Genomic DNA, 14,642 nt, shown 5'->3' on the forward strand with positions numbered 1-14,642 from the left:
TCTGGCATGGAGGCATCAAAGCGAATAATCTTGTCACCTTGAGCCAAGCAACCGGAACGCCATGTCAGACGAGATCACCGCCCGAATCCTGACCGAACTGCGCCGCGACAGCCGCATTCCGAACGCGGCGCTGGCCGAAAAGCTGGGCCTGTCGCCGTCAAGCTGCTGGCGCCGCGTCCGCGCGCTGGAGGAATCGGGCGCGATCCGCCGCTATACCGTCGATCTGGATGACGAGGTGCTGGGCGACAGCTTCAGGGCCATCGTTCATGTGAACCTTGTGCGCCATGATCAGGATCTGGTCAGCGACTTCATCCGCATGACGCGCACCACCCCCGCGGTGCGCGCCTGCTATGCGACGACCGGCAATGCCGATTACCACCTGCATGTGACATGCCGCGACCTGCACGCCTATAACCGCTTTCTGGACGACCATCTGCTGTCGCTTCCGGCGGTGAAGGGCGCGCAGACCTATCTGATCCTCAAGACGATCAAGGATTGACGCGCGACTGCTGGAACATCGGCCCGCCGCGCCAGCGCGGATAGCCGTAGCCGTGGATCTTCACCAGGTCGATATCGGCGGCGCTGGCGGCGATGCCTTCGTCAAGGATCGCCTGACCCTCTGCGGCCATGGCGCCGATGATGCGCCGGGCAATGGCCTCGGGCGCCATGCCGGGATCGGGCGCCAGATGCGGCGACAGCAACGCCGCCACCGCCGCCGAGGGCATGGGCTTGCGCTGGCCGGGGGCGTAGTCATACCAGCCGCCGCCGGTCTTCTGCCCCTTGCGGCCCGCGCGCACGAGGATGTCGCCAAGCGTCTCGGGGATGTCCTGCCCGGCCGCCCGCGCGCCCTCGCGTTGCAGGAAGGCGATGTCCAGGCCGCCCAGGTCCTGCGCCTCGAACGGTCCCATTGCCATGCCATGCGCGCGCATCGCCGCATCGACGGCGGCGATCGGCACCCCCTCGCGCAGCAGAGCTTCCGCCTCGGCGCGGGTGCGTTTCAGGATGCGGTTGCCGATGAAGCCGTCGCAGATGCCCGACTGGACCGGGATCTTGCCCAGACGACGCGCCAGATCGAAGCCCGTCGCCAGCACATCGGGCGCCGTGTTACGAACAGGCACGATCTCCAGCAGGCGCATCACGTTGGCCGGGCTGAAGAAATGCAGCCCGATAAAGCGCTCCGGATGCGGCAGCCCCTGCGCGATGTCGCGGGGGTCCAGATAGGAGGTGTTGGTCGCCAAGACCGCATCCGCGCGGGCGTGGCGGCCAAGCGCGTCAAAGACCGCGCGCTTGACGTCGATCTGCTCGAACACAGCCTCGATCACCAGATCGCAGGCGCCGATGGCGGCGTAATCGGTGCTGGCGGTCAGCGTGTCCAGCCGTGCAGCCGCAGCGTCGGCGGTCAGCCGTCCACGCGAGACCGCGCCGTCATGAATCGCGCGCAGATTGGCCACGCCGCGGGCCAGCGCCTCGTCGTCGCGTTCGATCAGGGTGACGGCAAGACCCGCATCCTGACAGGCGGCGATGATCCCCGCCCCCATCGTGCCGCCGCCGATCACGCCGACATGGGCCAGCTTGCGCGGGGCCACGTCGCGCAACCGCGCGGGCCGGGGGGCGGCGCGTTCGGCGAAGAACACATGCCGCAGCGCCGCCGCCTGTTCCGAGCCGCGCAGGTCCATGAAGGTCTGGCGTTCAAAGGCCGTCGCTTCGGGGAACGCGACCTCGGAGGCGCGGCGCAGGCAGGCCAGGGCACGCAAGGGGGCCTCGGCGCCCTTCGCGGCCTTGCGGGTCGCGGCCTCGGCCTCGGTCCAGAAGGCGTCATCGACCGGCGCGATGGCGCGGGCCGAGACGGGCGCGGGCAAGGGCCGGGTCAGCGCGTCGCGGGCGAAGGCCACGGCCTCGGGGACCAGATCATCGGCCAGCGCATCGACCAGCCCCATCGACAGGGCGGCGGGCGCGCGCACCGGCTTGCCGGTCGTCACCAGCGTCACCGCCGCCTGCACCCCGGCCAGACGCGGTGTCCGCACCGTGCCCGACGCGCCCGGCACGATGCCAAGCGTCACCTCGGGCAGCCCGACCGAGGCCCCGCGCGCCGCCACCCGGAACCGGCAGCCCATCGCCACCTCGAACCCGCCGCCAAGCGCGCTGCCGTGGATCGCGGCGATCCAGGGCTTGGCCGCGCCCTCGATCCGGTCCACCAGATCGGGCAGATGCGGCGGCTGAGGCGGCTTGCCGAATTCGGTCACATCCGCGCCCGCGATGAAGGTGCGGCCCGCGCAGGTCAGCACCACGGCGGCCACCGAAGGATCGGCGTCCAGCGCGGCGACCGCGTCCCACAGGTCCTGCCGCAGCGCCTGAGACAGGGCGTTCACGGGCGGGTTGTCGATGGTGATGACGGCGATCTCGCCGTCGCGGTCGATGCGGGTCAGTGCCATGTCAGATCCCCAGATAGGCTTCGCGGATGCGCGGATCGGCGATCAGCGTCTCGGCCGCGCCCTCCATGATGATGCGCCCGGTTTCCATCACATAGCCCCGGTCGGCGATCTTCAGCGCGCCAAAGGCGTTCTGTTCGACCAGCAGGACCGTGACGCCCAAATCCTTCAACCCGCGCACCGTGTCGAATATCTGCGAGACGATGATCGGCGCCAGACCCATCGACGGCTCGTCCAGAAGCAGGCACGAGGGCCGCCCCATCAACGCGCGCGCCATGGCCAGCATCTGCTGCTGGCCGCCGGACAGCCCGCCCGCCGACAGGTTCCGTTTCTCGCGCAGGATCGGGAACATCTGGAACGCGTCCTCCATGTCCCGGTCCACGCGGTCATCGGCGAAGCCGTAGGCGCCAAGGCGCAGGTTCTCCTCGACCGTCAGGTTGGTGAAGATCTGCCGTCCCTCGGGCGATTGGGTCAGGCCCCGCGCGGGGCGTTTCCAGGCCGCCAGCGTGGTGATCTGGTCGCCCCGGAACGTGACCGTCCCGCCCGAGACCGGCTGGACCCCCGACAGGCAGCGCAGAAGCGTCGTCTTGCCCGCGCCATTCGCGCCGACCACGGTGACGATCTCGCCGCTGTTCACCTGCAGGTCGATGCCGTGCAGCACCTCGATACGGCCATAGCGCGACCGCAGCCCTTCAACCGTCAGCATGGGCAGCCTCCTCGGTCCCCAGATAGGCGGCGATCACCGCCGGGTTGCGGCTGACCGTGGCGGGATCGCCCTCGGCGATCTTTTCGCCATGATCCAGCACGACGATGTGGTTCGAGATCCGCATGACCATCTTCATGTCATGCTCGACCAGCAGGATCGCAACGCCCGATTTGGCGACCTCGGCGATCAGGTGGTCGATTTCCTCGGTCTCGACGGCGTTGCAGCCCGCGGCGGGTTCGTCCAGCAGCAGCACCTTGGGGTTCAGCGCCAGGGCGCGCGCGATTTCCAGCCGCTTCAACGCGCCATAGGACAGGTTGCCGGCCTCGCGCTCAGCGGCGCGTTCCAGACCGACGCGCGCCAGCAGCGCCCGCGCACCCTCGCGCGCCTCGCGCGCACGGCGCCGCGAGGCAGGCAGCGAGAACAGATCCGCCAAGACCGAACCGCTTTCGCGCAGGTGATAGCCCGCGACCGCGTTTTCCAGCACCGTCATCGACTGGAAGATTTGCAGGTTCTGGAAGGTGCGCGACAGGCCGCGACGGGCCAGCAGGTGCGGCTCGATCGCGGTCACGTCCTCGCCGTCCAGCACGACCCGGCCCGCATCCGGCCGGTAGACGCCCGAGATCATGTTGAACAGCGTGGTCTTGCCCGCGCCGTTGGGTCCGATCACCGACAGGATCTCGCCCGGGCGGACCGAAAAGCTGACATCGTTGACGGCGCGGATGCCGCCGAAGCCGATGCCCAGACCCTCGATGGAAAGAAGCGCGCTCATTCGTCCTTGCCCCGCAGTTTCTTGAGGATCGAGGGCAGAAGACCCTCGCGCAGGAAGATCATCACCAGGATCATCACCAGACCCAGGACCATGTGTTCGTATTCGGCAAAGACCGTCAGCACCTGCGGCAAGAGCGTCAGGATCGCCGCCCCGAAGATCGCGCCGAGGACCGAGCCGACGCCGCCCAGAACCGCCATCGTCACCATCTCGATCGAGTGCATGAAGCCTGCTACATCGGGCGTCACGAACCGGTTCTGCAGCGCGAGCAACGACCCCGAGACCGAGGCATAGACCGCCGAGATGACGAAGGCCCGCAGCTTCAGCTGCGCCACGTCGATGCCCACGGTCCGCGCCGCGACCTCGGACCCGTGCAGCGCACGCAGCGCCCGGCCCGTCGGGCTGTCATGCAGGTTCAGCGCGATCCAGGCGCCAAGGATCATGCAAAGCCCGGTGAAGAAGTACCAGAACTGGCCGTTCGACAGCGACAGGCCCAGATCGCCCAGAAGGGCGCGCAGGCCCAGATCGGGCACGTCGATCCCGTCCGGACCGCGCGTCAGCGCGCGTTCGTTCGTCAGGATCATCGCCACCAGGATGCCGAAGCCAAGCGTGGCGACGCCCAGATAATAGCCGTGCAGCCGCAGGATCGGGCGGCCCACCAGATAGGCCAGCCCACCCGAGATGCCCGCGCCCAGAAACAGCGCCAGACCGGGATGGATGCCCCAATGCACCGGCGCCAGCGCGCAGGCATAGGCGCCGATCCCGGCAAAGCCCGCATGGCCCAGGCTGACCTGACCGGCATAGCCCGTCAGGATCACGATGCCCGTGACCGCGATGGCGTTGACGAAGATCAGCGCCCCGATGCGATAGTAGAAGTTCGACGGAAACAGCAGCGGCGACAGCGCGACCAGCACCAGCAGCACGATCAGCGTCGCGGATTTAGCGGATAGCCTCATGGTCACACCCGATCCGTGGATTTGCGGCCGAAAAGGCCCTGCGGCATGAAGAACAGGACCGCCAGGATCACGACGAAGGCCGCCGCGTCCTTGTAGGTGGATGACAGGTAGCCCGCCGTCAGCGCCTCGATCAGGCCGATCGAGAACCCGCCGACCAGCGCGCCCTTGGGGTTGCCCATGCCGCCCAGCATCGCGCCCGCAAAGCCCTTCAGCGCGAAGGCGATGCCGACATTATAGGCCGTCAGCGTGATCGGCGTCGCCAGCACCCCCGCCAGCGCCCCGATCCCCGCCGACAGGGCAAAGGACAGCGTCATCACGAAATTGGTGTTGATCCCCACCAATTGCGCTGCCAGCCGGTTGTTCGACGTGGCCAGCACCGCGCGCCCCAGCAGCGTGCGCGTGAAGAACAGCCACAGCGCGATGAACACCGCGACCGCGCCGCCGATGACCCACAGGCTTTGGGGCAGGATCGTGGCGCCCGCGACCCGGATCGGCGTGTCGCCGGAAAAGGCCGGGTAGGAATGGATCTGCTTGCCGAAGATGATCTGCGCCGCGCCCTGGATAAAGATCGACGCCCCGATGGTGATGATGATAAGCGACACGACCGGCGCGCCGCGGGCGGGCTCGATCGCCAGCTTGTTCATGCCGACGCCAAGCGCCGCGGTCAGCACGATGGCCGAGATGGCGGCCAGCGGCAGCGGCAGGCCCGCGGCATGGGCGGCAAAGGTGATCATGCCGCCCAGCATGACGAATTCGCCCTGAGCGAAGTTCACGACGTCAGAGGCGTTGTAGATGATGGTGAAGCCAAGGGCGACCAGCGCATAGACCGCGCCGACCGTCACCCCTGAAAACAGGAATTGCAGCAGTTCCGACATGTGAACCTCGGGGCTTGAGGGGCGGCCCCGGCACGTGGCCGAGGCCTTTGGATCACTCGACCAGCGTCCAGGCGCCGTTCTGGATTTCCAGCATCCGGAACGCCGACAGATCGAGGCCAAGGTGATCCTCGGGGCTGAAGGTGTAGGTGCCGGTCGTGCCAACCAGACCCTCGGTCGCCTCGATCGCGTCGCGGATCGCCTGCGGCTCGGGGGAGCCCGCGCGCGCGATGGCGTCGGTCAGGATCAGGAAGGCGTCATGGGCATAGCCGCCGAAGGTGCTGACCGGGGTGCCGGTCTTGTCCTCGAACGCGGTCTTGTAGGCCAGCGCGATCTCTTTCTGCGCGTCGTCATCGGGCAGGATGTCGGCCACCAGCAGCGCCGTGCCGGGCAGGCGCACGCCCTCGGCCGCATCCGCGCCCGCCAGGTCGATGAACCCGTTCGAGGCCACGCCATGCGACTGGTAGAACGGGATATCCAGGCCAAGCTGGGCGTAGTTGCGCGTCACGATGGACGGGCCCTGACCGAAGCCGGGGTTCACCAGCGCCTCGACCCCGTCGGTGTTGCGGATCTTGGTCAGCTGCGCGGTCATGTCCGCATCGGTCGGGTTGTAGCTTTCATCGGCCACCAGCGTCAGGCCGTAATCGCCGATCACCTGCTTGCACTGCGCCTGCATCGAGGCACCGAACCCGTCCGTCCCCGAGATCATAGCGACATTGGTGAAACCGCGCGCCTGGATATCCTCGAAGATCTTCTGGCATGCCATGCGGTCGGTATGGGGCGTCTTGAAGGTGAAGGGACGCACCGGGTCGATGATCTCGATGGCGCCCGCCAACGAGATGAAGGGAATCTCGGCATCCTCGGCGACCGACAGGATCGACATGGTCGCGCCCGTGGTGGTGCCGCCGATGATCGCCACGACCTCGTCATCCTCGATCAGGCGGGTGGCGAAGGTGCGCGCCTTGTTCGGATCGCCGCCGTCATCGTAATGGATCAGGGTGACTTCCTCGCCGTTGATGCCGCCATTGGCGTTCAGCTCTTCGACCAGCATCTCTAGCGTCTTGACCTGCGGATCGCCCAGAAAGGCGGCCGGGCCGGTCGCGGAAATGCTGGCGCCGATGCGGATTTCGGCCAAAGCGGGGGTGGTCAGGCCAAGCGCCATCAGCGTGGCCAGGGCGGTGGTGGTCTTCATCTGGGTCTCCTCCCAAAGACGATGTGTCAGGTGATCTGGCGGCGCCACATCGCGCGGGTGAAGCGCGGTGCGACAAAGGCAGGGTCGGTCAGGCAGGCATTGCCCGCGGGGTTCGCGCCGGTGACGTGGAAATCACTGAAGGCGGCGGATTGGTTGACGAAGATGTTGCCCGTCAGGTTGATCGACAGGTTCACGCCCGCCGCCGCATAGGCCGGAATGGCCCGCGCGATGCGGTCCTCGTCGGTATCGTAAAGGGCGGCGGTGATCGCGCCTTTGTCGCGCGCCAGCCGGGTCGCCTGCGCGATGGCGGCATCTGCGTCTTTGGTGCGAACGACAAAGCTGACCGGTCCGAAACATTCGGTGTCAGCCAGCGCGCCCGCATCCGCCAGCAGAAGCGGCAGGCCGTCGCGGATCGCGCGGCCCTTGGCGCGGGCATCCTCCAGCCGGGCGCGGGTGGCGGGGTTGGCGATGGCACCCAGCACGCCGCCCGCGCGGGCCGGATCGGCCAAGAGCCGGTCCAGCGCGTCCGCGATGCCCTGCGCGACCTGATCGGGCATCATGGCGCCCTGATCGGTGTTGATCCCGCCCTCGGGGATCAGGATCGTCTGCGGCGCGGTGCACATCTGCCCCGAATAGAGCGCCAGAGAGAAGGCAAGGTTGTCGCACATCCCCGCGAAATCGGGCGCGCCCAGAATGGTGACGGTGTTCACGCCCGCTTCCTCGGTGAACAGCCGCGCCTGACGGGCATTCTCGCGCAGCCAGCCGCCGAATGCCTGCCCGCCGGTATAGTCGATGATCCGCACTGCCGGATCGGTGGCCAACGCCTGCGTGATCTGTGCGTCCGGCGCATCGGCGGCCAGCAGGATCGCATCGGCGGGCAGACTGGCCTCGGCAAAGGCCTCGCGCAGGATACGGACCGAGATCGCCAGCGGCAGGATCGCGCGCGGATGCGGCTTGACGATCACCGGGTTTCCGGTGGCGAGGCTGGCGAAGATGCCCGGATAGCCGTTCCAGGTCGGGAAAGTGTTGCAGCCGATGGTCAGCGCCACGCCCAGAGGCACCAGCGTCCATTGCTTTTCCAGCCGCAGAGGCGCGGCCTTGCCCTGTGGTTTTTCCCAGATGGCGTGGTCGGGAAAGCGGGTCATCTCCTGCCAGGCAAGGGCCACGGCCTCCAACGCGCGGTCCTGCGCATGGGGGCCGCCCGCCTGAAAGGCCATCGCAAAGGCCTGCCCCGTGGTGTGCTGGGTCGCATGCGCGATCAGGAAGGATTGCGCGTTCAGCCGCACCAGCGCCTCGATCAGCGCGCCCACGCGGGCCTTGGGGCTGGCGGTGGCCAGCGTCGGGGCCGCGGCCCGCGACGCGGCGATCAGCGCGGCGGGGTCGGCCGCCGGATAGGTCACGCCAAGAGCGCCGCCAAAGGGCGATTCCTCGGCCCCCACGCGGTGTGATTCGGGGTGGCCCGGCAGGTCGAAGGGCCGGCCCTTCAGCGCCTCGAACGCGGCCTCTCCGGCTGCGCGCGAGCCCTCGCCATAATGCTTTTCACTGGGGATTTCCTGAAACGGAGCCCAATAGTCGCGCGCGGCCAAGGCCGCCTGTGCATCGGTCAGAAGCGCCTCGTGGCGATCGAAGAACCCGGTCATCATCCCCTCCTGTCGCGGCCGGTGATGGCCGTCCTCTCGACATAGCAATTATCATTGACCGACCGGTCGGTCTATGCAACAAGTTTTTTCAGACAGCCGGGAACCTTTTCGGATATTGCGCCGAAACCCCGGTCAAAGGGGGGAATCACATGACCGAGACCGTTCTGGTCGATCTGGCCGATGGCGTGCTGACGCTGACCTTGAACCGGCCCGACAAGCTGAACTCGTTCAACGAGGACATGCATCTGGCCCTGCGCGCAGGGTTTCAGCGCGCGCATGACGACGCGGATGTGCGCGCGGTCCTGCTGACCGGCGCGGGGCGCGGCTTCTCGGCGGGCCAGGATCTGGGCGACCGCGACCCGCGCAAGGGCGGCCCGGCCCCCGATCTGGGCGCCACGCTCGACACGTTCTACAACCCCACGCTGCGGCTGATTCGCAGCCTGGAAAAGCCGGTGATCTGCGCGGTGAACGGGGTCGCGGCGGGCGCGGGCGCGAATATCGCGCTGGCCTGCGACATCGTGCTGGCGGCGCAATCGGCGCGCTTCATCCAGGCCTTCGCCAAGATCGGGCTGGTTCCCGATGCGGGCGGCAGCTGGTCCCTGACCCGCATCCTGGGGGAACCGCGTGCCAAGGCGCTGGCGCTGACCGCCCAGCCCGTCAGCGCCCAACAGGCCGCCGATTGGGGCATGATCTGGCAGGCCGTCGCCGATGACGCGCTGATGGATCAGGCCCGCGCGCTGGCCCTGTCGCTCGCCGCAGGCCCCACGCGCGGCCTTGGCCTGACCAAACGCCTGATCCAGGCGGCGGCCACGAACAGCCTTGACGAACAGCTCGACATGGAGCGCGATTGCCAGCGCGAGGCAGGCCGCAGCTGCGATTACGCCGAGGGCGTGACTGCGTTCCTGGAAAAGCGCCCTGCCCAATTCCGGGGGGAATGAGATGAGCGATCAAGCGATGGCGCAGGCCTGCGCTGATGCCATGTGGGCCGAGGATCTGGCCTCGCAGCGCCTTGGCATGGTGCTGGAAAGCGTCGCCCCCGGCGCGGCGGTCCTCAGCATGGAGATCACGCCCGCGATGGTGAACGGCCACGGCACCGCGCATGGCGGCTATATCTTCGCGCTGGCCGACAGCGCCTTTGCATTCGCCTGCAACACGTATGACCAGCGCACGGTGGGCCAGCAGGCCTCGATCACCTATCTGGCCCCGGCCTTCGCGGGCGACCGGCTGACCGCCACCGCGACCGAACGCGCCCGCCAGACCCGCAGCGGGCTGTATGACGTGACCGTCACCAATCAGGACGGCACCCATATCGCCGAATTCCGCGGACATTCCCGCACCGTCAAGGGCCGCCTTCTGGGCGACTGAAGGCCCCACCGCCATATTCCGAGGGAGGACATCTTGGAACACCTGACCCCGCCGAAGGACAGCCTGGACCCGATCGAGATCGCCTCGCGCGACGAAATCGAGGCGCTGCAATTCCACCGCATGAAGCGGTCGCTGAAGCATTGCTATGAGAACTCGGATTTCTACCGCGCGCGCTTTGACGCGCATGGCGTCCACCCCGAGGATCTGAAGACGCTGGCCGACATCGCCAAGTTTCCCTTTACGGTGAAACAGGACCTGCGCGACACCTATCCCTTCGGCATGTTCGCCGTCCCGCGCGAGAAGCTGGTCCGCATCCACGGCTCGTCCGGCACGACCGGCAAGCCGACCGTGGTGGGCTATACCGCCAGCGACATCGACAATTGGGCGAACCTGATCGCGCGGTCCATCCGGGCGGCGGGCGGGCGTCCGGGCGACATCCTGCACAACGCCTATGGCTATGGCCTGTTCACCGGCGGGCTTGGCGCGCATTACGGCGCCGAACGGCTTGGCTGCACGGTCGTGCCGATCTCGGGCGGGATGACCGAACGCCAGGTGACGCTGATCGACGATTTCAAGCCGCGCATCATCATGGTCACGCCCAGCTACATGCTGTCGATCCTGGACGAGTTCCGCCGCCAGGGCCTCGACCCGCGCGAAAGCAGCCTCGAGGTAGGCATCTTCGGCGCCGAACCCTGGACCAACGCCATGCGCGAGGAAATCGAGCAGGCGTTCAACATGCAGGCCGTGGACATCTACGGCCTGTCCGAGGTGATGGGACCCGGCGTCGCGCAGGAATGCGTGGAAACCAAGGACGGGCTGCATATCTGGGAAGACCACTTCTACCCCGAGATCATCGACCCGGTGACGGGCGAGGTGCTGCCCGACGGCCAGATGGGCGAGCTGGTCTTTACCACGCTGACCAAGGAAGGTCTGCCGATGGTGCGCTACCGCACCCGCGACCTGACGCGGCTTCTGCCCGGCACGGCGCGGTCGATGCGGCGGATCGAAAAGATCACCGGGCGCAGCGACGACATGATCATCCTGCGCGGCGTCAACGTCTTCCCGACCCAGATCGAGGAACAGATCCTGAAATGCCAAGGGCTTGCCCCTCATTTCCAGATCGAGCTGAACCGCGCGGGCCGCATGGACAACATGATTGTCCATGTCGAATGCACCCCCGAGATGGCAACCGAGGACGCGCGCGCGAAATCCGCCAAGGAACTGGCCCATCACATCAAGTCGGTGGTCGGCGTCTCGACCCGGATCGAGATTCGCGACCCGAACGCGATTGCCCGTTCCGAAGGCAAGGCCAAGCGCGTTCTGGACAACCGCCCCAAGGCCTGAGCCCACGACCTGCGGGGTGGATGACACCGCCCCGACCACAGGCTAAATCCGAAAAGGGGGCCGAACCGCCCCCTTTCTTCTGCGACGATCCTTGAGGACGCACACCACCATGGCCCGAACCCGCGCACAGGATTTCGAAGAGAAACAACGCGTCATCCTTGACACCGCCGCCGAGGTCTTTGCCGAACAGGGCATGGAAAAGGCGTCCATGGCGCAGGTCGCGGCCCGCGCGCAGGTGTCAAAGGCGCTGCTTTATCACTACTACCCCAGCAAGGACGCGCTGATCTTCGCGATCATCACCACCCATCTGGAGGAACTCGACGCCTCGATCGAGGAAGCCGACGACCCTGCCCTGCCCCCCGATCAGAGGTTGCGCCGCCTCGTCGGCGCGGTGCTGGAGAATTACCGGGGCGCGGACAACCAGCACAAGGTCCAGCTGAACGCCACGGCCGCCCTGTCGGATGACCAGAAGGCGCAGGTCACCGCGCTGGAACGCGCCATCGTGCGGCGTTTCTCGCTGGTGCTGGACCAGATCAATCCCGGCCTGAACGACCGTGAAAGGCCCCTGCTGATGCCCGTCACCATGTCGCTCTTCGGCATGATGAACTGGGTCTATATGTGGTTCAAGGATGGCGGCCGCATCTCGCGCGAGGATTACGCCGACGTGGCCACGACCCTGATCCTCGAAGGCATCAAGTCGGTGCGCTAAGCCGCCGCTCGATCAGCAGCGGGTCGTATTCCGGCGCCTCGGCGCGGCGGCGGTCGGGCTCTGGCGCGTCCAGCGCGGTAGTGGGCGCCATACGGTCGCGCGCCTCCAGCGCGAGGCGCTGATAGATCGCGGTGCCGCGGGTCTTCCAGTCGATCTCGGCCTCGGTCAGCATCCGCACGACCTTGGCAGGCGATCCGACCGCCAGCGCCCCTGCCGGGATCTGCGCCCCCGCCTTGACGAAGGCCATGGCGGCGACGATGGCATTGGCGCCGATCTCGGCCTCGTCCATCACCACGGCATTCATGCCGATCATCGCGTTGCGCTCCACCCGGCAGCCATGCAGGACCGCACCATGACCGACATGGCCGCCCGCCTCGACCACGACATCCTTGCCGGGGAAGGAATGGACCACGCAGGTCTCCTGCACGTTGCAGCCCGTCTCGAGCACGATCCGCCCGAAATCGCCACGCAGGACGGCGCCGGGGCCGACATAGACCCCTGCCCCCACGATCACGTCGCCGATCACCGTCGCATCGGGATGCACGAAGGCCGCAGGATCGATCGCGGGCCGGATACCGTCCCAGGACCAGAGGCTCATTCCGCCGCCTGCGCCTGGCTGCCCCAGGTCTTGGCAACCATGGTCAGCACGTCATACTGCGCGGCCACCGTCCCGTCCTGTTTCGTAACCTGGCAATCCCACCGCACCTCGCCATGTTCGGCATTGGCGCGGGGGTTGATCTCCTTGCAGGTCAGGCGGACCTGCAGCGTGTCGCCGAAATAGACGGGCGCGAGGAAGCGCATGTGGTCCACGCCGTAATTGGCCAGAACCGGGCCGGGGGCCGGATCGACGAACAGCCCCGCCGCGAAACTGGCGATCAGATAGCCATGCGCCACGCGGTCGTCAAAGAACGGGTTGGCGCGGGCGGCATCGCTGTCCATATGCGCGTAGAACGTGTCGCCGGTGAAGTGCGCGAAATGTTCGACATCCTCTTGCGTGACCTCGCGGGCGGCGGTGACAAGCTGATCCCCGATACGCAGTTCGGCCAGCGACTTGCGGAAGGGATGGATGCCCGACCGCGCCTCGGCCCCTTCGGACCAGCGCCCGGTCACGGCCGACAGCAGCGTCGGTGCGCCCTGAACGGCGGTGCGCTGCATGTAGTGCCTGACCGCGCGCATGCCGCCCAGCTCCTCGCCGCCGCCTGCACGGCCCGGACCGCCATGGACCAGAGCCGCCAGCGGCGAGCCATGCCCGGTCGAGGATTTGGCCGAGGCGCGGTTCCCGATCAGCACCCGGCCATGATAGGGCGCAAGACCCAGCACGACCTCCTCGGCCAACCCCGGATCATTGGTGAACAGCGACGACACCAGCGAGCCCTTGCCCATCGCCGCCAGCGCGACCGCCTGTTCGGTGCCCTCATAGGGCAGCAGCGTGGCGACGGGGCCGAAAGCCTCGCAATCATGGACCGCTTGCGCGTTCGACGGATCGTCGGCGCGCAGCAGCACGGGCGCCAGATAGGCCCCTTCCTCCAGCCCCTCGGGCACGGCGTCCGGGTCGCCCGCCACGATGCGCGCCACGGCCTGCAATTCGCGGATGCGGGCGCGGACCTCGTCGCGCTGATCGCGGCTGGCCAGCGGCCCCATCCGCGTGCCCTCGGCATCGGGCAGGCCAAGCGTCGCGCTGGCCAGACGCGCGGCCAGCGCGTCCTGCAGGGCGTCGATATGGGCGGCGGGCACCATCACGCGGCGGATCGCGGTGCATTTCTGCCCCGCCTTCGTGGTCATCTCGCGCGCGACCTCGCGCACGAACAGGTCGAACTCCGGCGTCCCCGGCCCCGCATCCGGCCCCAGGATCGAGGCGTTCAAACTGTCGGCCTCCATCGTGAAGCGGGTCGAGTTCTCGACGATCGCCTTGTGCGCGCGCAGCTTGCGACCCGTCCAGGCCGAACCCGTGAAGGTCACGACATCCTGGCCGGTGACGTGATCCAGCAGATCACCCACCGAGCCGCAGATCAGTTGCAGCGCGCCTTCGGGCAGGATGCCGGTCGCGTGGATCGCGCGCACGACCGTCTCGGTCAGATAGGCGGTCTGGGACGCGGGTTTGACGATGCAGGGCATCCCCGCCAGCAGCGCGGGCGCGACCTTTTCCAGCATCCCCCAGACCGGGAAGTTGTAGGCGTTGATATGCACCGCGACGCCCTGCAACGGCGTCAGAATGTGCTGGGCGGAAAAGCTGTGATCCCTGGACAGAGGTTCGACATCGCCATCGGTCAGCACGCGCGTATTGGGCAATTCGCGCCGCCCCTTCGAGGCGAAGGTCAGCATCGTGCCGATGCCCCCTTCGATATCCACCCAGCCATCGGCACGGGTCGCGCCCGTGCGATAGCTTTCGGTGTAGAACTCCTCCTTGCGGGCCATCAGCGCGAGGCCAAGCGCCTTGAGCATCGCCGCGCGGTCGTGAAACGACATCGCCCGCAGGGCAGGCCCGCCGGTGCGGCGGCCCCAGTCCAGCGCATGCGCCATATCCAGTCCGGTCGCGTCGATATGGGCGACCAATTCGCCGGTCGCCGCGTCCAGAAGGGGCTGACCCTCGCGGTCGCCCCGGATCCAGCGGCCGCCGATCAGGCTTTCCAGGCGGCGGGGGGCTGTCATGCTCATGGTCTTGT

At 67.5% G+C, this 14,642-nt stretch carries 14 protein-coding genes; 5 read left to right on the top strand and 9 right to left on the bottom strand.

Going from position 1 to position 14,642, the window contains the following annotated elements; all coding sequences use genetic code 11:
* The first annotated feature begins 61 nt into the window (after positions 1-61).
* The gene (locus tag ACTZWU_RS08870; RefSeq protein ID WP_444736991.1) at positions 62-499 is read left to right on the top strand and encodes an Lrp/AsnC family transcriptional regulator; all 438 of its coding nucleotides are present in this window, start codon (positions 62-64) and stop codon (positions 497-499) included.
* Here ACTZWU_RS08870 and ACTZWU_RS08875 read toward each other — a convergent pair.
* From ACTZWU_RS08875 to paaN, 7 genes are read right to left on the bottom strand one after another with little or no spacing between them, the layout of a single operon-like run.
* On the bottom strand, positions 489-2,432 hold the full coding sequence (locus tag ACTZWU_RS08875) for a 3-hydroxyacyl-CoA dehydrogenase NAD-binding domain-containing protein (protein WP_444736992.1): 1,944 nt from the start codon (positions 2,430-2,432) through the stop codon (positions 489-491). The two genes, ACTZWU_RS08870 and ACTZWU_RS08875, sit on opposite strands and share 11 nt — an antisense overlap.
* A gap of 1 nt (position 2,433) precedes the next feature.
* A complete protein-coding gene (locus ACTZWU_RS08880) occupies positions 2,434-3,135 on the bottom strand; it encodes an ABC transporter ATP-binding protein (protein WP_444736993.1) in 702 nt (233 codons plus the stop codon).
* The gene (locus ACTZWU_RS08885; protein ID WP_444736994.1) at positions 3,122-3,904 is read right to left on the bottom strand and encodes an ABC transporter ATP-binding protein; all 783 of its coding nucleotides are present in this window, start codon (positions 3,902-3,904) and stop codon (positions 3,122-3,124) included. Before ACTZWU_RS08885 ends, ACTZWU_RS08880 begins: the two co-directional genes overlap by 14 nt.
* Positions 3,901-4,857 carry a branched-chain amino acid ABC transporter permease gene (locus ACTZWU_RS08890; protein WP_444736995.1) on the bottom strand — a complete coding sequence of 319 codons (957 nt, stop codon included), beginning with the start codon at positions 4,855-4,857 and terminating at the stop codon, positions 3,901-3,903. Before ACTZWU_RS08890 ends, ACTZWU_RS08885 begins: the two co-directional genes overlap by 4 nt.
* Positions 4,858-4,859: 2 nt before the next feature.
* The gene (locus ACTZWU_RS08895; protein ID WP_444736996.1) at positions 4,860-5,732 is read right to left on the bottom strand and encodes a branched-chain amino acid ABC transporter permease; all 873 of its coding nucleotides are present in this window, start codon (positions 5,730-5,732) and stop codon (positions 4,860-4,862) included.
* Between the two features lie 52 nt (positions 5,733-5,784).
* Positions 5,785-6,921: an ABC transporter substrate-binding protein gene (locus ACTZWU_RS08900; RefSeq protein ID WP_444736997.1), complete on the bottom strand. Its 1,137-nt coding sequence runs from the start codon at positions 6,919-6,921 to the stop codon at positions 5,785-5,787.
* A gap of 26 nt (positions 6,922-6,947) precedes the next feature.
* The gene (gene paaN, locus ACTZWU_RS08905) at positions 6,948-8,561 is read right to left on the bottom strand and encodes a phenylacetic acid degradation protein PaaN (RefSeq protein ID WP_444736998.1); all 1,614 of its coding nucleotides are present in this window, start codon (positions 8,559-8,561) and stop codon (positions 6,948-6,950) included.
* 149 nt (positions 8,562-8,710) lie between these two features.
* Between paaN and paaG the strand changes: the two genes are divergently transcribed.
* The 4 genes from paaG (at position 8,711) to ACTZWU_RS08925 (ending at position 11,979) form a co-directional block, all read left to right on the top strand.
* A complete protein-coding gene (paaG, locus tag ACTZWU_RS08910; RefSeq protein ID WP_444736999.1) occupies positions 8,711-9,499 on the top strand; it encodes a 2-(1,2-epoxy-1,2-dihydrophenyl)acetyl-CoA isomerase PaaG in 789 nt (262 codons plus the stop codon).
* A 1-nt stretch (position 9,500) separates the two neighbouring features.
* Positions 9,501-9,926, top strand: coding sequence for a hydroxyphenylacetyl-CoA thioesterase PaaI (gene paaI / locus ACTZWU_RS08915; RefSeq protein WP_444737000.1), 426 nt, complete (start codon positions 9,501-9,503; stop codon positions 9,924-9,926).
* A 33-nt stretch (positions 9,927-9,959) separates the two neighbouring features.
* Complete coding sequence (paaK, locus tag ACTZWU_RS08920) at positions 9,960-11,270, top strand: phenylacetate--CoA ligase PaaK (RefSeq protein WP_444737001.1); 1,311 nt, start codon at positions 9,960-9,962, stop codon at positions 11,268-11,270.
* Between the two features lie 109 nt (positions 11,271-11,379).
* Positions 11,380-11,979: a TetR/AcrR family transcriptional regulator gene (locus ACTZWU_RS08925; RefSeq protein WP_444737002.1), complete on the top strand. Its 600-nt coding sequence runs from the start codon at positions 11,380-11,382 to the stop codon at positions 11,977-11,979.
* Here the strand turns inward: ACTZWU_RS08925 and ACTZWU_RS08930 are convergent.
* A complete protein-coding gene (locus ACTZWU_RS08930; protein WP_444737003.1) occupies positions 11,963-12,577 on the bottom strand; it encodes an acyltransferase in 615 nt (204 codons plus the stop codon). The genes ACTZWU_RS08925 and ACTZWU_RS08930 overlap by 17 nt on opposite strands.
* Entirely contained in the window at positions 12,574-14,628 is a 2,055-nt protein-coding gene (gene paaZ, locus ACTZWU_RS08935; protein ID WP_444737166.1) for a phenylacetic acid degradation bifunctional protein PaaZ, read from the bottom strand. The genes ACTZWU_RS08930 and paaZ overlap by 4 nt, the downstream gene beginning before the upstream one ends.
* Between the last annotated feature and the right edge of the window lie 14 nt (positions 14,629-14,642).

The sequence above is a fragment of the Paracoccus sp. NSM genome, from assembly GCF_052379855.1.
Lineage (GTDB): Bacteria > Pseudomonadota > Alphaproteobacteria > Rhodobacterales > Rhodobacteraceae > Paracoccus.